This window comes from Halanaerobium polyolivorans, assembly GCF_020711195.1.
Classification (GTDB): domain Bacteria; phylum Bacillota; class Halanaerobiia; order Halanaerobiales; family Halanaerobiaceae; genus Halanaerobium; species Halanaerobium polyolivorans.
In genome coordinates this window covers 1-19,188 of the sequence record NZ_JAJFAT010000011.1, presented here as the reverse complement: position 1 = coordinate 19,188, position 19,188 = coordinate 1, and the positions used below count along the sequence as shown (strand labels likewise).

At 32.9% G+C, this 19,188-nt stretch carries 16 protein-coding genes and 1 other RNA gene; all 17 read left to right on the top strand.

Annotated elements, in window-relative coordinates:
* The 17 genes from secF to mnmA all read left to right on the top strand — a co-directional run bounded on the left by secF (position 1) and on the right by mnmA (position 19,091).
* Positions 1–861 (top strand): protein translocase subunit SecF, encoded by an 861-nt coding sequence (secF, locus tag LJ207_RS08500; protein WP_229346038.1) that lies wholly within the window; start codon positions 1–3, stop codon positions 859–861.
* Between the two features lie 94 nt (positions 862–955).
* Positions 956–2,620, top strand: coding sequence for an ABC1 kinase family protein (locus LJ207_RS08495; RefSeq protein WP_229346036.1), 1,665 nt, complete (start codon positions 956–958; stop codon positions 2,618–2,620).
* Positions 2,621–2,637: 17 nt separating this feature from the next.
* Positions 2,638–5,055 carry a single-stranded-DNA-specific exonuclease RecJ gene (gene recJ / locus LJ207_RS08490; protein WP_229346034.1) on the top strand — a complete coding sequence of 806 codons (2,418 nt, stop codon included), beginning with the start codon at positions 2,638–2,640 and terminating at the stop codon, positions 5,053–5,055.
* A complete protein-coding gene (locus LJ207_RS08485) occupies positions 5,045–5,557 on the top strand; it encodes an adenine phosphoribosyltransferase (RefSeq protein WP_229346032.1) in 513 nt (170 codons plus the stop codon). The genes recJ and LJ207_RS08485 overlap by 11 nt, the downstream gene beginning before the upstream one ends.
* A gap of 42 nt (positions 5,558–5,599) precedes the next feature.
* On the top strand, positions 5,600–7,747 hold the full coding sequence (locus LJ207_RS08480; protein WP_229346030.1) for a RelA/SpoT family protein: 2,148 nt from the start codon (positions 5,600–5,602) through the stop codon (positions 7,745–7,747).
* Between the two features lie 16 nt (positions 7,748–7,763).
* A complete protein-coding gene (gene dtd / locus LJ207_RS08475; RefSeq protein WP_229346029.1) occupies positions 7,764–8,213 on the top strand; it encodes a D-aminoacyl-tRNA deacylase in 450 nt (149 codons plus the stop codon).
* Positions 8,214–8,231: 18 nt separating this feature from the next.
* Positions 8,232–8,858, top strand: coding sequence for an MBL fold metallo-hydrolase (locus LJ207_RS08470; protein WP_229346027.1), 627 nt, complete (start codon positions 8,232–8,234; stop codon positions 8,856–8,858).
* Between the two features lie 77 nt (positions 8,859–8,935).
* Positions 8,936–10,147 carry a SurA N-terminal domain-containing protein gene (locus LJ207_RS08465; RefSeq protein ID WP_229346020.1) on the top strand — a complete coding sequence of 404 codons (1,212 nt, stop codon included), beginning with the start codon at positions 8,936–8,938 and terminating at the stop codon, positions 10,145–10,147.
* A 111-nt stretch (positions 10,148–10,258) separates the two neighbouring features.
* A complete protein-coding gene (gene hisS, locus LJ207_RS08460) occupies positions 10,259–11,533 on the top strand; it encodes a histidine--tRNA ligase (protein WP_229346019.1) in 1,275 nt (424 codons plus the stop codon).
* Position 11,534: 1 nt separating this feature from the next.
* The gene (gene aspS, locus LJ207_RS08455; RefSeq protein ID WP_229346017.1) at positions 11,535–13,310 is read left to right on the top strand and encodes an aspartate--tRNA ligase; all 1,776 of its coding nucleotides are present in this window, start codon (positions 11,535–11,537) and stop codon (positions 13,308–13,310) included.
* A 118-nt stretch (positions 13,311–13,428) separates the two neighbouring features.
* Positions 13,429–13,604: non-coding RNA, 6S RNA (gene ssrS, locus LJ207_RS08450), on the top strand.
* Between the two features lie 124 nt (positions 13,605–13,728).
* A complete protein-coding gene (locus tag LJ207_RS08445; protein WP_229346016.1) occupies positions 13,729–14,307 on the top strand; it encodes a 5-formyltetrahydrofolate cyclo-ligase in 579 nt (192 codons plus the stop codon).
* Positions 14,308–14,317: 10 nt separating this feature from the next.
* A complete protein-coding gene (locus LJ207_RS08440) occupies positions 14,318–15,649 on the top strand; it encodes a replication-associated recombination protein A (protein WP_229346014.1) in 1,332 nt (443 codons plus the stop codon).
* A 2-nt stretch (positions 15,650–15,651) separates the two neighbouring features.
* Positions 15,652–16,281: an IMPACT family protein gene (locus tag LJ207_RS08435; protein WP_229346012.1), complete on the top strand. Its 630-nt coding sequence runs from the start codon at positions 15,652–15,654 to the stop codon at positions 16,279–16,281.
* Between the two features lie 99 nt (positions 16,282–16,380).
* A complete protein-coding gene (locus LJ207_RS08430) occupies positions 16,381–16,830 on the top strand; it encodes an RrF2 family transcriptional regulator (protein WP_229346011.1) in 450 nt (149 codons plus the stop codon).
* A complete protein-coding gene (locus tag LJ207_RS08425; protein ID WP_229346009.1) occupies positions 16,799–17,986 on the top strand; it encodes a cysteine desulfurase family protein in 1,188 nt (395 codons plus the stop codon). Before LJ207_RS08430 ends, LJ207_RS08425 begins: the two co-directional genes overlap by 32 nt.
* A 31-nt stretch (positions 17,987–18,017) precedes the next feature.
* Positions 18,018–19,091 carry a tRNA 2-thiouridine(34) synthase MnmA gene (gene mnmA, locus LJ207_RS08420; protein WP_229346008.1) on the top strand — a complete coding sequence of 358 codons (1,074 nt, stop codon included), beginning with the start codon at positions 18,018–18,020 and terminating at the stop codon, positions 19,089–19,091.
* Positions 19,092–19,188 lie beyond the last annotated feature (97 nt).

Here is a 19,188-nt window from a genome sequence, read left to right as displayed (position 1 = left end):
GTGGATATTTTAGGTAAAAGAAAGATATGGTATATAGTATCATCAATTGTGATAGGGATTGGTTTAGTTTTCTTATTAATAAATGGTTTGAATTTTGGTATAGATTTTATTGGTGGAACTATAATGGAATTTGCTGTTGAAGAAAATGTTGGAACCGAAGATGTAAGGGCAGTATTACAGAGAATTGGAATTGCTGAAGATGCTAATATTCAGGAAACTGATCAAGATGGTTTAAGAGGTATTATGATAAGAGGTCAGGCATTAGATTCTGATGAAATTGTTGCTGTTGAAGAGGCGGTAAGGGATGAGTTTCAAAATGTGGAGATGCTAAGAACCGATATGGTTGGGCCAACAATTGGGCAGGAATTAAGAATAAATGCCCTGTTGGCAATGTTGGTAGCTTCAATTGCTATAGTAGCTTATATAAGTTTTAGATTTGAATTTAGATTTGCAGCTGTATCGATTATTACTCTTATGCATGATGTGCTGATAACAATTGGTATATTTGCTATACTCGGGAGAGAAGTAAACACTCCTTTTGTTGCGGCATTGTTAACCATTGTTGGTTATTCGATAAATGATACTATTGTAATCTTTGATAGAATAAGAGAGAATATGAAGTTAATGCATAAGGTGCCTTTTATTGAGCAGGCCAATAGTGCTGTTGTTGATACATTGCCAAGATCTATTAATACTTCGATAACAACCTTGGTTGCTATACTTGCTATTTACTTTTTCGGTGGAGCATCATTACAGACATTTATGCTGGCATTATTTATTGGTATGTTTGCCGGTACCTATTCTTCTATCTTTGTAGCCAGTCCATTATTGGTTACCTGGCAAAATAGAATCAGCAAATAAGCTGTTCTAATAACAGATAACTTAGTATTTAATAAAAACCCCTCCCGAGTTAAATTTGGAGGGGTTTCTAACTTTAAAAAAGGCTGTGATTGCGATGGATATTAATTTTCCCAAACATTATCGGCATTTTCAACGTTATAGCGAGATAGCTCAGATCTTTGTAAAAAATGGTCTTGGTTTTTTAATAGCTAAACTTGACCTAAATAGATATTTGCCTTTTAAAGAAAGGGTTAGTAAAACACAGCGCCCTACAAATGAAATGCTTGCAGTTAGAATTAGGGAAGTACTGCAGGAGCTTGGCCCTGCCTATATAAAATTAGGTCAGCTTTTAAGCACCAGAGCAGATGTGTTTCCTCCAATTTTTATACAGGAAATGAGAAATCTACAGGATAAAGTTCCGGCAGAGGATTTTGAAGAAATCGAAAATTATTTAAAAGATGAGCTGGGAGAACTTTATCAAACAGAGATTTTAAAAATAGAAGAGGAAGCAAGTGCTGCTGCTTCAATTGCTCAAACCCACAGGGTTATTTTAAAAGGGAATAAAAAGGCTATTATGAAAGTTAAAAGACCGGGCATAGAAAAAAAGATTAATGTTGATGTAGAAATAATGCAGAACTTAGCTAGAATTGCTGAGGAAAGAGAATTATTCCATTCTATGATTAGTCCTGTCAATATTGTTGAAGAATTTAAAAGAACTATCAAAGATGAACTAAATTTCAAAGGTGAAATCGCAAATATTTTGCGTTTTAGAAGCGACTTTGCTGATAACCCTTATATTACTGCTCCTGAAGTATATTCTGAATTATCTACTATGAATCTAATTATAATGGAAGAGATTGTAGGCAGCAAATTAAGAGAAGTAGATCAAAGTCATCCCCATAATAAGTTTATTGCAGAGCTTGGAGCTACTGCTTTAATGAGGCAGGTTTTGATTAATGGCTTTTTCCACGCTGATCCTCATCCGGGTAATATTTTTATTACTGATGAAAAAACCATTGCTTATGTCGACTTTGGAATGATGGGCAGAATAACCCAGGAAGATAGGGATTTAATGGCCCTATTATTTTATGCTCTGGTTAATAAAAATATTAATGTTTTGATGGATGTTATTTTAATTCTAGGTGATAAACCCAATGATTTTAACAGAAGGCGCTTTCAATTAGATATGGAAAAATTGCTTGATAGATATTACGGTAGTGATCTTTCAGAAATTGAAATAAAAGCAGTTTTCGAAGATTTACAGCAGTTTATTTATGAACATAAAATTAGAATGCCCCAGGATTTCTTTCTTTTATTTAGAGCTATAGCTGTTAGTGAAGGGGTTGGAAAAGCATTAGACCCTGATTTTAATGTGATTGAAGTAAGTAAAGGCTTTTTAAATGAGATTATCGAAGATAGGATGCAGCCTAAAAAGATTATGAATAGATTGGGCTCAGAAGTCTGGAAATTTGGCCGCAAAAAATATGAACTTAATTCAAAACTGAAAAAAATATTAACAAAAATAGAAGAAGATAATTTCACGATTAATTTCCGGCATACAAACTTAGAAAACTTTATAGCCAGACTTGATATTGTTTCAAATCGTTTATCGATGAGTATGATTATTTCTTCCATAATAATAGGCTCAACTTTATTAATTCAGAGTGAAATGGAGCCAATGATTTTTAATATTCCAGTCTTAGGTTTTATTGGTTATATCTTTGCAGGTTTTTTGGGTTTTTTACTGATTATTTCTATTTTTCGTTCTGGTAAATATTAAAAAGATGGTGTGGTTTAATGAATAAATTCTGGCAAATTAAAAAATATGAAAATAATATTAAAAGTGAAAATTTAATTGACTATTTATTAGAAGAAAGAGCTTTTACTAAGCAAGAGGATAAAGAGATATTTTTAAGTTCAGACCTTAAATATTTAAGTGATCCCTTCCTGCTGCCCGGAATGGATAAGGCAGTAGAGCTAATAAATAAATCATTAAATAATAAAGAAAAGATTTTGATTTATGGTGATTATGATGTTGATGGTATAACTTCAACTGCTTTATTATATAAATATTTTAAAAGTCGTTTTAATATCGAAGTAGATTATTTTATTCCTGATAGAATTGAAAATGGTTATGGTTTAAGCAAAAAAGCGGTTCATCAAATTAAAGCCAGGGATATTGACTTAATAATAACAGTTGATTGTGGAATTACAGCCTTTAAAGAGGTTGAATTAATCAAAGAGCTTGGGATGAAAGTTATTATTACAGATCATCATACACCTGCTGAAACTCCAGTAGGAGCAGATGCTGTTATAAATCATCATTTAATTAAAGAAAAAAACCATTTTTTAAGTGAAATAGCTGGAGTTGGTACTGCCTTTAAATTACTTCAGGCTTTAGAGAAAGATAGGTCTTTCGAATTAGAAGCTTTAGCAAAAGATTTTTTGCCAATTGTTGCCCTTGGAACTATAGCCGATATTGCTCCTTTAAAAGCAGAAAACCGAATTATTGTTAAACATGGTTTAAAAATGATGCAAAAAGCTAAAAATCTCGGTTTAAAGACCTTAATTGATAAATTAAATATTGATAGTAAAAGAATTACTTCTGGTCAGGTAGGCTATATTATAGCTCCTCCAATCAATGCAGCGGGAAGGATTTACCATGCAGATAAAGCTTTAGAACTTTTAATTACCGATGATCATAAAAAAGCAGCAAAAATAGCTGACTCTTTAATTAAAATAAATAGAGAGAGACAGCAAGAAGAAGAATTAATCTATCAGCAGGCTTTAGAAAAAATTAAATCAATAAAATTTGAAGAGCAAAAAGCAATTATTTTGGCTGATCAGAGATGGCATTCTGGTATTATCGGGATTGTGGCCTCTAAACTGGTGGAAGAATATAATTTACCTGTTATTTTAATTGCCTTAACTGAAAACAAGGAGCAAGCTAAAGCTTCAGCTAGAAGTATAGAAAAGCTAAATATTTATCAAGCACTTAAAGCTGCCGAAGAATATCTGCTTAATTTTGGTGGTCATAAAGCAGCAGCTGGTTTTAGTATCAGAAAAGACAAAATTGCAGATTTTAAAGAGGCCTTTAATAACTATTTAAAGCAAAACTTAGCTGAAGAAGACTTTTTTGAGCTCAAAAAAATAGATTTAAATTTAGATATCAAGGAGCTAAATAAAGACCTGATTAATAAATTAGAAGTTTTTAGTCCTTTTGGGGTTGCAAATCCCAGACCAAAGTTTTTATTTCAAAATTTAAAGCTAAAAAATTATTATAAAATGGGCAAAAAAAATAATCACTTAAAAATAAAGCTTAATTCCAATCTATCTGCTGTTGCTTTTAATATGGGTGACTATTTTTCGGAGTTGGCAGCTAAAAAAATCGATGTAATTGCCCAGGCAGAAATTAACCACTGGCAGGGAAGAGAAAATATCCAGCTGAAAATATCTGATCTTAGAAAAGCAGGGGAAAATATCCCACCACTGGTCTTCACTAAAAAAGATTATAAGATCTATGATTTTAGAAATAATAAAAATAAAGAGCAAAAACTCAATTATTTACTTAAAGATTCTTTTATTGATAAAGCTGCAGTTTATGTAAATAAAAAAGAGCTAAAAAAGAAACTACAGCTGCAATATAAAGCTCATTATTTTTTTAGTGAAGAAAGAAAAAACAAAGAGTGCTTTTCTCATTTAATATTTTATTCACTTCCTTTTTGTTTAGAGCATTTAAATGAGATTATCACTAATTTTACTGATAAAAAGAAAAAAATAATTCTGCTTTTTTCAGAAAAAGAAATCCCTTTTAATTTTAATCTAATCAAACATAAATGTCCCAGTAGAGAGATGATGGAAGAATTTATGCTTTTACTAAGTAATATTAATCCTCAGCAGGGAGCTGATATCAACTTAAATTTAATAAAAAAAGAATATGAACTTGCCAACAGTTTCAATTTAAAAAACAGTACTTTATTTAATCAGATGTTGAAAATAGCAGCTGAACTTGATCTATTTGATCTTAAAAGTCAGGTTCTAAAGTTCAAGCCTGAGCAGAAAAATCAATTGGACTTTAAAGCATCTTTACGGTATAATAAATTATCCAGGCAAATAGAAAAATTTTCTCATTTTAAAGATATTGTCTTTGCTGAAAATCTATTTGCACTGATTGAAAACTTGAATAATTTTAAGGAGGAAGAAAATGAATCTTAAAGCTAAAATAAGAAACATTCCTGATTTTCCCAAAAAGGGGATTTTATTTAAAGATATCACCCCACTTTTAAAAGATAGTGAGGCTCTAAAAGAAGCTATCGTTAAATTAGCTGATTTTTTTAGGGATTATGAAATTGATTATGTGGTTGGTATAGAGGCCAGAGGATTTTTAGTTGGTACCCCTCTTGCTATAGAATTAGATAGGGGTTTTATTCCAATCAGAAAACCAGGTAAATTACCACATGAAGTCTTAAAAAAGGAATATGAATTAGAATACGGTAAAAACGTTTTAGAAATACATAAAGATGCAATTAATGAAGGAGATAAAATCCTCATCATAGATGATCTTTTAGCTACCGGTGGTACTACATATGCTGCAAGTAAAATGGTAGAAGAACTTGGGGGAGAAGTAGTAGCATGTGGATTTTTATTAGAACTTGATTTTCTTAATGGGAGAGAAATATTAAAAGATTATGAAGTTCAATCATTGTTAATTGACTGATTCTGTTTTATTGAGAAAAACTAAAGGGGTATTTTTATATATATGAAGCTAGAAAATTTATTAGATAAAATAAAAAGCTATATGGATGATCCTGATCTTGATTTAGTTATTAAAGCCTATAATTATGCTGAGAAAGCTCATGAAGGTCAGTACAGAGTATCTGGTGAACCTTTTGTGGATCACCCAATTGGTGTTGCCATGATTTTAGCTGACTTAGAACTTGATATCATTTCCATAGTAGCTTCGATGATGCATGATGTTGTCGAAGATACAGAGATAACAAGTGATGATATTAGAAAAGAATTTGGTGAGGAAGTAGCTCATATTGTTGAAGGTGTTACCAAACTTACCAGAATGCAGTTTAAAACCAAAGAAGATCAGCAGGCTGAAAGTTTAAGAAAAATGTTTGTTGCTATGGCTGAAGATATCAGGGTAGTTTTGATTAAATTGGCTGATAGGCTTCATAATATGAGGACTTTAAATTATTTAAAAAAAGAGAAGAGAAAAGAAAAATCAAGAGAAACTTTAGAAATATATGCACCTTTAGCACACAGATTAGGTATGTCAAAATTAAAATGGGAATTAGAGGATTTATGTTTCCGCTATTTAAAACCTGACATGTACTATGAGGTTTCCCATAAAGTTCAGACTAATCGTGAAGAAAGAGAAAAAAGCATTAAGGAAGCGATAGATAAATTAAAAGAGACTATTGAAGACCATGATATAGATGCAGAAATTTATGGTAGACCAAAACATTTATACAGTATCTACAATAAGATGAAACGTAAAGAAGTGGAATTTGACGAAATCTATGACCTGACTGCTGTCAGAGTTTTAGTAGAAAATGTCAAAGAGTGTTATGAAGTTTTAGGAATTATTCATGAGATCTGGAAACCTATGCCTGGTCGATTTAAAGATTATATTGCAATGCCTAAATCAAATATGTATCAGTCACTTCATACAACTGTAATTGCTCCTAGTGGAGATCCACTAGAAGTACAAATTCGAACCTATGATATGCATAAAACTGCAGAATATGGTATTGCTGCTCACTGGAGATATAAAGAAGGCAAGGTTGGGGATGAAAAATTTGAAGAAAAACTTTCCTGGCTGAGAAGACTTTTAGAATGGCAGAAAGATTTACAAGAACCACAAGAATTTATGGAGACTTTAAAAATCGACCTTTTTGAAGACGAAGTTTTTGTTTTTACACCTCAGGGTGATGTTGTATCATTACCTAAGGGTGGTACTCCAGTTGATTTTGCCTATCATATTCATACAGAAGTTGGCCACCGCTGTGTAGGGGCAAAAGTGAATGGCAAAATAGTTCCCCTTGAATATAAGCTGGAAAACAGTGATATTGTAGAAATCCTAACTTCTAAAAAAAGTAGTGGCCCAACTAGAGACTGGCTCAATTTTGTCAAAACTTCGAGAGCAAGAAGTAAAATTAAACACTGGTTTAAAAAACAACGTAAAGATGAAATTATCGCAAAAGGCAGAGATATAATCAATGAACATTTAAAGAAACATCATATTGAAATTACTGAAAAAGAAAAAGAAAAAGAATTAAAGGGAATTGCCAAAGAATTAGGAAGAAAAGATGTTGAAGATCTAATGGAAGAAGTTGGATACAGCAACATCAGTCCCAAACAGGTTATTAGTAAATTCAGTGATTATCAAGCTGAAAAAGAAATTGGCAAAAAAGATATAACCAGAAAAAGGAAAAAAAGATCTGTTGATAAAGGTGTTTCAGTTAAAGGGATGGAGAATATGCTTGTTAGGATGGCAAAATGCTGTAATCCGGTTCCTGGAGATGAGATTACCGGTTATATTACCCGGGGAAGAGGGGTTTCAGTCCATCGTACTGACTGTAAAAATCTAAAAGGTTTACAAGATAGTGAACCTGAAAGAATAATTGAAGTAAGTTGGGAAAGAGGTAGGACTGAATCATATCAGGTTGATCTTAGAATTGATGCTGTTGATAAAAGTGCACTTTTAAATGATATTACTCATATCATTAAAGAAGAAAAACTAAATCTTTTATCAGTTATGGCTAGAACCGACGAAAATAGTAAAGCTATAATCAATCTGTCTTTAGAATTAAGTTCAACCGAGCACATGTATGATATAATGAAGAAAATAGAAACCATATCAGGAGTTTTAAATGTTAGTAGATCAAACCCTGCTTAATAAGGAGTTGTTTTAAATGAGAGCTGTAGTTCAACGAGTAAAAAAATCAACTGTAGAGGTTGATGGTGAAATAACCGGGGAAATTGGCCCCGGTTTATTGGTGTTTATAGGGATTGCTAAAGAAGATAGTCAAGAAGATGCAGATTATTTGTTAGATAAGATAATTAATTTAAGGATTTTTGAAGATGAGGAAGAAAAGCTTAATAATTCGGCTCTTGATCTAAATAAAGATATAATGCTTGTTTCGCAGTTTACTCTTTACGGAGATTGTCGTAAAGGTAGGAGGCCTAGCTTTTTTGCAGCTGCTCGACCCAAAAAGGCAGAGAAATTATATGATTATCTGGTAGCAGAAGCTAAAAAAAGTAGTTTGGATATTGCAACTGGTGAATTTCAGGCAATGATGGATGTTAGCCTTGTCAATGATGGCCCGGTAACAATGCTAATTGACAGCAATAAAAACTTTTAAATAAAGAAGGTGTAAAAATTGAAAATTAAGCACTTTTCGGTAGGACAATTTTTAACTCGCTGTTATATAATATCGGAGAATGGCAGTGCATTGATTATTGATCCTGGTGGTGATGGTGAAAAACTTTATCAATATCTTGCAGATAATCAATTAAATTTAAAAATAATTATTAATACACATGCTCATTTTGATCATATTGGTGCTAATGAGTTTTTAAAGAAAAAAACTGGAGCCGAGCTTTATATTCATCAAAATGAAGCTGATAAATTACTTTCGGCAGATAAAAATCTTTCTAAATTTTTTACTAGTGATGGAATTACTTCACCTTCAGCAGATAAATTTTTAGAAGATGGAGCTATTATTAATTTTGAATCATTAGAATTTGAAGTTATTCATACACCCGGACACAGTAGTGGAGGAATAGCTCTTTATCTTGCTCAAGAAGACATTATTTTTGTTGGTGACACTATTTTTAGTAATGGAATTGGTAGAACTGATATTGAAGACAGTGATTTTGAAGTTCTCAAAAAAACTATAGAAAATAAGGTTTTGACTCTTCCAGAACAGACAGAGTTTTGTCCTGGACATGGTGCAAGAGGAAATATAAAAGACTTTAAAGAAGATGTTTGGCCGAAGATGCTCTAAGCTGTTTGACATGCTGAGTTTAATAAGTTAAAATTAAACAGGTGAAAGTAATATCCAAGAAAGGAGAGTGAAGTTGTTTGTTTAATACTTTAAGAAATAATAGTAGAATCATTGTATATATAGTTGTTGTGGCATTTGTAATAACTGGTGCTTTTATGGGTTATGGAGCTTATTTTAACGGAGGTGGTGGAGGAGGAACTCAGCCACCAAGCAGTGAAAATCCAGGTGTTATTGCTGAAGTTGATGGTTATGAAATCTCAGAAGAAGAATTCTTTTCTGTTTTACAGCAGCAGATACCACAAAGAACTTTAAGTAGTTCAGAGATTATTAGTTTCCGCTATGAAGTTTTGGACTCAATCATTGAACAACGTTTAATTTTAGAAAAAGCTGATGATATTAATGTTGAAGTAGAAGTTACTGAAGCAGAGGTAGATGAAAATTACAATACTCTTCTAGAGGAAAATGAAATAACTGAAGAAGAGTTAGTTGAAAACCTATCTGAACAGGGCTTTACCTTAGGTGATTTAAGAGATGATATTAGAAGAAATTTAGAAAGATCAAAAAGATTGACTCAGACTATTAATGAAGCTATAGGGGAAGTCGATGTTTCTGAAACAGAATTAGAAGAGCTTTATTTAGAACGTTATCCTGAAGAAGAAGCAGCATTTGCTGATGTTGAAGCAGATCTTGCAGAAGAAATTAGAGAAGGCAAAAGAAATGAAAAAGTAGTAGAATGGTTAGATGGTCTTAAAGCAGATGCCGATGTTGAAATTCATGAGCCGGTTTTAAGTGCTTATCATGAATATAGAACAGGAAATTATGAAGAAGCCATTGAAAAATTCTCTTCCTTTATTGAATTAGAAAGCAATCCAGTCTTCTATAATTATTTAGCTCTTTCTCATTCAGCTTTAGGAAATGATGAAGCGGCTGAAGAGATTTTCGCAGAGGCTATGGAAGAATTTCCTAATGATGATGATATAGGCTTTAATTATGCCCAGTTTTTAGCTGAACAGAATCAAAGAGAAGAAGCTATTGCAATCTTAAATGAAATTTCCGATAGAGCTGGAAATGATTTTATGAAAAGATATCAGTTATTTGTTATGTTCAGTCAATTAGGGGCAGAAGAAGAAGCAAATAATGAAATAGAAATAATCCAGGGTTTGAGTGAAGACATGGAAGCCGAAGAAGATGAATTACCAGTACTAGAGGAAGAAATGATCGAAGAAGACATTGAAGATCTTGAAATCGAAGATACAGAAGAAATCGAGATTGAAGATCCAATTAACTAATTAGATTCAACTTTAATCTATCAGCTTTTTTATCCTTTTAAAATGGATAAAATCGCTGATAGATTTTCTAAAATTTTTTAAAAAAAGAATAAAACAGAAGGTGAATTAGCAATGAAATTTAATGCTCCAAGAGGTACAAATGATATACTACCACCGGAAATCGAAAAGTGGCAGTACATAGAAGAGATAACTCATAAGCTTTTTAAAAATTATAATTATCAGGAAATTAGAACCCCAATCTTTGAATATACTGAGCTATTTCAAAGAGGTATAGGTGAGGTCACTGATATTGTTGAAAAAGAAATGTATACTTTTGAAGATAAATCTGGGAGAAGTATAACTTTAAGACCTGAGGGAACAGCTTCAGTTATTCGTTCTTTTTTAGAAAATAAAATTTATGGGCAGGCACAACCAACAAAATATTATTATATTGGCCCTATGTTTCGTTATGAAAGACCTCAGTCGGGAAGATTCAGACAGTTTCACCAATTAGGGGTTGAAGCAATTGCTTCTAATGATCCAGCTTTAGATGCTGAGATAATATCTTTAGGTATTCGTCTTTTAGAAAAATTTGGTCTAGAAGATTTTGAACTTCATCTAAATAGTGTTGGCTGTAAAAGCTGTAGGCCTAAGTATATGGAAAAATTAAAAACTTTTTTGACTAAAAACAAAGCAGAACTTTGTGATAAGTGTAAGGAAAGAATTGAACGTAATCCTTTAAGAGTTTTAGACTGCAAAAATCAAAGCTGTCAGGCTGTAATTAAAGATGCTCCTAAAATAACAGAACATCTCTGTGAAGAATGTGAGCTTCATTTTTCTGAAGTTCAGTCATTTTTAGATGTTTTAAATATTGAATATATTATTAATCCACTGCTGGTTAGAGGTTTAGATTATTATACTCATACAGCTTTTGAAATCAAGGATAATGCGCTTGGTGCTCAAAACACGGTTTTCGGTGGTGGCCGCTATAATGGATTGGCCGAAGAGATCGGAAATCGAGATATACCAGGAATAGGTTTTGCTCTAGGTATAGAAAGACTGCTTTTATCCCTGCAGGCTAAGGAGATTAATATAGTTGAAGCAGAAGGTATTGACCTCTATATTACAGTGATTGGAGAAAAAGCTAAAAAAGAGGCTTTTAGACTACTGGATATATTGAGAAAGGAAGAATTTAAAACTGAAATTGATTATTTAGATAGAAGTGTGGGCTCACAAATGAAATCAGCTGATCGCATGAATGCTGAATATACAATTATTATTGGGGAAAATGAACTTAATAATAATTCTGCTACGATTAGAAATATGAAAAGTGGTAATGAAGCAGAAATTAAACTATCAAATTTATTAAAGGAAATGAAGCAGCGAGTAGATAAGGGGGAAAAGTAAGATGGGAGAGACAATAAAAGATTTTAAAAGAACCCACCTTTGTGGAGAAATTTCTAAAAAAAATAAAGGTGAAGAAATAATAATTATGGGTTGGGTACAAAAAAGGCGAGATCATGGTGGAGTAATATTTGCAGATATTAGAGATAGATCAGGTATTGTCCAGGTAGTATTTAATCCTGATATTGGTGAAGATTCTTTTGCAAAGGCTGATCAGTTGAGATCTGAATATGTGGTTGCCATTAAGGGTGAGGTAGAACTTAGACCAGAAGGAAATATTAATCCGGATATCTATACCGGTGAAATCGAAATTAAATCTAATGAGTTGAGAATTCTGGATAAAGCTAAAACTCCTCCAATTCAGGTTGAAGATGATATAGATGCCGGTGAAGATATTAGGTTAAAATATAGGTATTTAGATTTGAGAAGACCTAAAATGACCAAAATTATGGGTTTAAGACATAAAATCACTAAAGCAACCAGAGACTATTTAGATGAAAATGGCTTTTGGGAAATTGAAACCCCTATTTTAACTAAGAGTACTCCTGAAGGAGCTAGAGATTATCTTGTGCCTAGTAGAGTCAATCCTGGTCAGTTTTTTGCTTTACCACAATCCCCACAAATTTTTAAACAGTTATTAATGGTTTCTGGAATGGAAAGATATTTTCAAATAGCCCGCTGTTTTAGAGATGAGGATTTACGAGCAAACAGACAGCCTGAATTTACCCAGATTGATATGGAAATGTCTTTTGTAAATAGAGAAGATGTATTTGAGATTACTAATGGTTTGATGGAAAAAATATTTGCTGAGGCAGAGATTGAGGTTCCTTCAGAGATCAAAAAAATGCCCTATCAAGAAGCGATGGATAGGTTTGGAACTGATAAACCTGATCTGCGTTTTGCTATGGAATTGAAAGACCTTTCTTCAATTGTAGAAGCTAGTGATTTTAATATATTTAGTGGTACAGTAAAATCTGGTGGACAGGTTAAAGGAATTAACTTTAAAGGTGGAGCAGATTCTTCAAGAAGTGAAATTGATAGTTTTGAAGAACACGTTAAACTTTTTAAGGCAAAAGGTTTAGCCTGGATAGCTCTGCGTGATGATGAATTAAAATCTCCAATTGCAAAATTCTTATCTGAAGAAGAAATTGATAATATTTTAAGTGAAATGGAGGCAGAAGAAGGAGATCTACTCTTAATAGTTGCTGATAAAGCTCCTATTGTGGCAGCAGCTTTAGCTAATCTGCGCTTGAAGATAGCAAAAGACTATGATTTAATACCTGAGGAGGTATATGAATTTGTCTGGATTATTGATTTCCCCTTATTCGAGTATGATGAGGAGGAAGACTGCTATCAAGCTAAACACCATCCTTTTGCAGCTCCAATCGAAGCCGATATAGATAAATTGGAAGAAGATCCTGCTTCAGTTAGAGCTGACGCTTATGATCTTGTTTTAAATGGGGAAGAACTTGGTGGAGGAAGTATCAGAATTAATAATCGGCCTTTACAGGAAAAAGTATTTTCTGTGCTTTCCTTAAGTGAAGAAGAACAGCAGGAAAAATTCGGTTTTTTATTAGAGGCATTTGATTATGGTACACCACCTCACGGTGGAATCGCTTTTGGAATGGATCGTTTGATGATGATTACCGCTAGAACAGATTCTATTAGAGATGTCATTGCTTTTCCAAAAACACAGAGGGCCACTTCTCCTCTAACAAATGCACCATCTAATGTTGCCGAAAAACAGCTTAAAGAATTAGGGCTTTCACTGCTTTCTTAAAGTTAAGTTAGCAATAATTTTTTAAGAAGAATATGCTTAAATTGTTAAGATAATTGCTTGCAGATTCGGAGCATTTATGTTACTATTATTATAGATTAAAGATAATAAAAAATATAAATTTAATCTGCTATGTGCGATAATGATTAACAAAATTTTGACCAACACTTACACATAGGGAGCCTGGTCTCTACCTGCGGCGTATAAGCCTTAGATGGACATACAAACTAGGTAGGAGGGCACCCACTTGGCAGACAGGGATCAAAATTAATAATCAACCGGCATGGCGGATTATTTTCTTTAGCTAACCAAATATTGGTTAGCTTTTTCTTTTGCAGAATCACTTAAATTCTGCTATTATTAGTGTTAGACGATATAGCTAGATATTTTCTTTTTTTTAAAAATATTTTGAGGTGAGATAATGGCCACTAAAAATGAACTAAGACAGCATTATTTAGAAAAGAGATCTAAAATTCCTTTTGAAAAAATTAATAAATGGAGTAAAAAGATTAATGAAAGATTTTTAAGTTTAAAGGACTTGGAAACTGCCCAAAAAATAATGTCATATATCTCGATGCGAAAAGAGGTTAATACTTATCCCCTACTTGAAACTTTAATTGAAAATGGTTTTAAGCTTTATCTTCCCTATACCCTAAAAAAAGAGGGTACTTTAGGAACTGCTCAAATTAATAATTTAGATTTAGATCTGCAGGCTGGAGTTTTTGGGGTACAAGAGCCCAAAAGAGAATTAAGAAATAAAAAGGTACCTGGTGATCTGGATATAATTATAGTACCGGGAGCGGTTTTTAACAAAGCAGGATATAGAATTGGATATGGTGGGGGTTATTATGACAAATTTTTAGCAGAACATGGTCAAAGTGCTTTAAAAGTGGCTTTCGCTTATGAGGAATTTATTATTGATGATTTTCCTGTTGAAGATCATGATATAGCTGTTGATATGATAATTACCCAAACTGATATCATTACGATTGAAAATTGAGGTGTTTTAATTGAATTTATTCGAAAACCTTAATCAAGACAAAAAAGATCAACCACTTGCTTATAGAATGAGACCCAGAAATTTAGAAGAATTTTTTGGTCAAAAAGATATTGTTGGTAAAAATAAATTATTAAGTCGAGCGATTAAAGCTGATCGACTCCAGTCATTAATATTTTATGGTCCTCCAGGAACTGGAAAAACAAGCCTTGCTCAGGTAATTGCAAATCAGACAGAAGCAGAATTTGTAAAATTAAATGCTGTTACATCTGGGGTTAAAGATATTAGAGAAGTTATTAAAAAAGCAAAATCAAATCGAAGTTTATATAATAAAAAAACTATTTTATTTATCGATGAAATTCACCGTTTTAATAAATCTCAGCAGGATGCTTTATTACCTTCAGTTGAAAATGGGACTTTAATAATGATAGGGGCAACAACAGAAAATCCTTATTTTGAAGTTAACTCTCCCCTCCTATCACGTTCAAGAATATTTAGATTGGAAAAATTAGCAGCAGAACAAATATTTGAGATCTTAAAAAAAGCTTTAGTTAATAAAGAGCGGGGATTGGGCAAACTAGAGGTTAATCTTGCTGAAAAAGATCTTAGATTTATCGCTGAATTAGCTGATGGGGATGCTAGAGTTGCTTTAAATACACTTGAACTGGCTGTTTTAACAACACCACCAGACAAAAACGGTCAGATTAATATAGATAAAGAGATCATCGAAGACTCGATGCAGAAAAGAATTTTAAATTATGATAATAATGGTGACATGCATTATGACGTAATTTCAGCTTTTATTAAAAGCATGAGAGGTTCAGATCCTGATGCTGCTATTTATTGGTTGGCTAGAATGATAGTAAGTGGAGAAGATCCTAAATTTATTGCCCGCAGGGTGGTTATTCATGCAGCTGAAGATGTAGGAATGGCTGATCCAACTGCTTTAATTATTGCAGAGTCTGCTGCTAGAGCTGTAGAACAGATTGGCTTTCCTGAAGCCAGAATACCTCTTGCGGAAGCTGTAATCTATATCGCAACTGCTCCCAAAAGTAATTCGGTTATAAAGGCGATTGATAAAGCGGTAAACTATGTTGAAAATCATGGTGCTGCATCAGTACCACCTCATTTAAGAGATTCCCATTATAGTGGGGCTGAAGATTTAGGACATGGCTTAGATTATAAGTATCCTCATAATTATGAAAAAAATTATGTTGAGCAAGATTATCTACCAGATGAATTAACTCAAGAAGATTTTTATCAACCTGGCAGTTTAGGTAGAGAAAAGAAGGTTAGGCATTTTTTGAACTATTTAAAAGGAGATCAAGCTGGAGCTGATAATTAATTATGGCAAGAAAAAAATTAAGACCTGCTCAAAATATTGAAGTTAGACAAAGCATCAAGGACAGTAAATTTTTTGGCAGTATCTTTTCTGTCAGTTCAAGAGAAAAGGCTGAAATGAGGATTAATGAGATCAAAGCAAAATATGATGATGCAACTCATAATGTTTCAGCCTTTAGAGTAGAAGCCGGTCAAAATGAAGCTTTAGAATATTTTGATGATGATGGAGAACCTGCTGGTTCTTCAGGACCTCCGGTATTAGAAGCAATAAAAGGTGCTGATTTATTAAATACGGTAATAATAGTGACAAGATATTTTGGAGGAACTAAATTGGGCATTGGTGGTTTGATTAGGGCTTATGGTGGTACAGCCAGGCTAGCTATACAAGAGGCCGGGATTGAAGAATTAGATGAATTTCATAAAATAGAGGTTGAGGTAAGCTTTGACAAGATTGGGATAGTTTTAGCCCAACTTGAAGCATTAGAAGCAGAAATTAATGAGAGCAAATATAGTAATCAGGGTGCTGTAGCTGCTGCTGTAATAAGGGCTGACAAATTAGAGCCGCTTAAAAAAAGGCTCAAGAAAAAAACTGCTGGAGACTATGAACTGAAGATTGTAACTACTTTTTTTAAGTAAGTGAGTAGATTTGAATAATCAATATTGACAGAGTTTTTGGCATATGTTAGAATAAGTTAAAGTTGATAACAAAAGTCAAGTTTATATGAGGTGAAAAATATGAGAATTTCTACAAAAGGAAGATATGGTTTGAGAGCCCTGGTAGATCTTGCTGAACATGAAGAAGGTAAGGCAATTCCGATTAGAAAAATTTCTGAAAGGCAGGATATATCAGAACAATATTTAGAACAGCTTTTTGCAACACTCCGCAAAGCGGAATTAGTAAAAAGTGTTCGGGGAGCCCATGGTGGATACATGTTAAACCATGAACCAGAAGATATAACTGTTGCCGAGATCTTAACTGCTTTGGAAGGGCCGGTTGTACCAGTCGATTGTGTTGTTGAAGAAAATTTTTGCAATTATGTTGATAGATGTGTAATGCATGGACTCTGGGAAGAAATGGCAGAAGCTGTGAACGAGATTATTGAAAATACTACTTTGGCTGATTTATTGGCGAGAGCTCTTGCTGAAAAGAAAGATGAAAGAAGACAAAAATCAGATGTTAAATAATAATGAAATATACTATTTTGATCATGCTTCAACAACTCCATTAAGAAAAGAAGTAAAAACTGTTATGGAGGAATTTTATAGTAATAAATTTGCTAATCCTGCCAGTTCACATTTTTTAGGAGAGAAGTCAGAGAGAGCTGTTGAAAATGCAAGAGAAGAAATAGCTTTATTGCTTGGGGCCAATAAAGCTGAAGAGATAATATTTACCTCAGGTGGAACAGAAGCAGATAATTTAATTATTAAAGGAATTGCAATGGCTTATGCTGAGCAGGGTAAACATATAATTACTTCAAGTATAGAACACCCTGCTGTTATTGAAAGCTGTAAATACCTAGAAAAACATCTGGGTTTTAAGCTCAGTTATTTAGAGGTAGATCAAGAGGGTTTTGTCAATCCTAAAGATTTAAAAAAATCTATTAGAGATGATACAATTTTAATTACAATTATGACAGCAAATAATGAAATTGGAACTGTTCAAGCTATTAAAGAATTAGCAGAGATTGCTGGAGAAAATAATATTTTTTTTCATAGTGATGCTGTGCAGGCAGTGCCACAAATGCAGGTAGATGTTGAAGAATTAGGTGTTGATGCTCTATCTGTTTCTGCTCATAAGTTTAATGGCCCAAAAGGTGTTGGAGCACTTTATCTTAAAAGTGGTATTAAATTAATTCCCCAACAATCAGGTGGCAGTCAGGAGAGAAAGAGAAGGGCTGGCAGCCTTAATGTTACAGGAATTGCAGGTATGGCTGCAGCTTCTAAGCTTCTTAGAGAGGAATTAGTCACTAAAGTAAAAAAAATAAAAGCTTTAAGAGATTATTTTATCAAAAGAGTTTTTTCAGAGATCGATAATATCACTTTAAATGGTCCTGAAGGTGAAAATAGATTAGCTAATAATGCAAATTTAACATTTGAAGGTTTGGCTGGAGAAGCCATCCTATATAATTTGAGTCTCAAAAAAATTGCAGTTTCAACAGGTTCAGCCTGTGCTTCAGGTTCAATTAGTACTTCTCATGTTCTGAAAGCAATTTCAGCAGATGAAAAAAGTGCTAAAAGTGCGGTTAGATTTACTTTTGGCCTGGCTAATGATAAATCTCAAATCGATTATCTGATAGATAATTTAAAAGATACAGTTAGACATTTAAGATCATTAAAATAACAATTTATATAGATAAGGGTGTAATTATTAGATGAAGAAAGTTATGATAGCAATGAGTGGTGGAGTTGATAGTTCAGTTGCTGCTGCTTTATTAAAAGAAAAAGGTTATGAGGTTATCGGGGGAACAATGCATATTTTTCCTGATTATGAAGAGGCAACTGATCGAGAAGATCACTGCTGTTCATATTCTGCTCTTAGAGATGCTAAAAGAGTTGCTCAAAAACTGGATATACCCCATTTTGTTTTTAACCTTAAAGATGAATTTCAAGAAAAGGTTATAGACTACTTTGTGGATGAGTATAGTCGGGCAAGAACTCCAAATCCATGTGTAATGTGTAATAAGAAAATAAAATTTGATGCTCTACTAAGAAAAGCTAGAGAGATAGGCTGTGAATATATTGCGACTGGTCACTACTCTAAGATAGAAAAAAATAATGGACGTTATCTATTGAAAAAAGGCCATGATCAGAGTAAAGATCAAAGCTATATGCTTTATGTGCTCAATCAGGAACAATTAAGTAGAACTCTTTTTCCTTTAGGTGATTTTACTAAAGAAGAAATAAGGCAAAAAGCAAAAGAATTAGGTTTTGAAATTCACAATAAAGCAGAAAGCCAGGAAATTTGTTTTGTTCCAGATGATGATTATGTTAGATTTTTGGATAAGAATTATCCTGAGATTTCTCAGCCTGGCCCTATTCTAGATAGTGAAGGTAATAAGGTTGGAACCCATGCTGGTATTTCTAATTACACAATTGGTCAGAGAAGAGGATTAGGTGTAGCACTTGGTTATCCTGCTTATGTAGTCGAACTGGATCCTGAAAATAATGCTGTTATTCTTGGTAAAGATCAAGCAGTCTTCAGTAAAGCTTTAATCGCAGAGGATATAAATATTATTCCATTTTCATCATTAGATGGCAAAATGGAAGTAGCTGCTCAAATTCGCTATAATAGTTACCCTGTTCCAGCAGTTATTGAAAATACTGGAGAAGATAAAATAAAAGTAGAGTTTAAAGAGCCTCAAAGAGCTGTAACTCCAGGCCAATCTGTAGTTTTTTATCTTGATGATTTAGTTTTGGGTGGAGGAATAATTAAAGAAAGTTTTTAATACTCCTTGACAAAGCTAGTGAGTATTGATAAGATAATAAACGTCGCATAGAAAAAGCACAAAAAAACAAGTTCTTTTGAGCAGTAAAAATAATCAA

Bases quoted from the DNA above. Each gene is read 5' to 3' on its own strand.
- LJ207_RS08495 (WP_229346036.1), top strand. From the start codon at position 956: ATGGATATTAATTTTCCCAAACATTATCGGCATTTTCAACGTTATAGC.
- recJ (WP_229346034.1), top strand. From the start codon at position 2,638: ATGAATAAATTCTGGCAAATTAAAAAATATGAAAATAATATTAAAAGT.
- LJ207_RS08485 (WP_229346032.1), top strand. From the start codon at position 5,045: ATGAATCTTAAAGCTAAAATAAGAAACATTCCTGATTTTCCCAAAAAG.
- LJ207_RS08480 (WP_229346030.1), top strand. From the start codon at position 5,600: ATGAAGCTAGAAAATTTATTAGATAAAATAAAAAGCTATATGGATGAT.
- dtd (WP_229346029.1), top strand. From the start codon at position 7,764: ATGAGAGCTGTAGTTCAACGAGTAAAAAAATCAACTGTAGAGGTTGAT.
- hisS (WP_229346019.1), top strand. From the start codon at position 10,259: ATGAAATTTAATGCTCCAAGAGGTACAAATGATATACTACCACCGGAA.
- aspS (WP_229346017.1), top strand. From the start codon at position 11,535: ATGGGAGAGACAATAAAAGATTTTAAAAGAACCCACCTTTGTGGAGAA.
- LJ207_RS08445 (WP_229346016.1), top strand. From the start codon at position 13,729: ATGGCCACTAAAAATGAACTAAGACAGCATTATTTAGAAAAGAGATCT.
- LJ207_RS08435 (WP_229346012.1), top strand. From the start codon at position 15,652: ATGGCAAGAAAAAAATTAAGACCTGCTCAAAATATTGAAGTTAGACAA.
- LJ207_RS08430 (WP_229346011.1), top strand. From the start codon at position 16,381: ATGAGAATTTCTACAAAAGGAAGATATGGTTTGAGAGCCCTGGTAGAT.
- LJ207_RS08425 (WP_229346009.1), top strand. From the start codon at position 16,799: ATGAAAGAAGACAAAAATCAGATGTTAAATAATAATGAAATATACTAT.
- mnmA (WP_229346008.1), top strand. From the start codon at position 18,018: ATGAAGAAAGTTATGATAGCAATGAGTGGTGGAGTTGATAGTTCAGTT.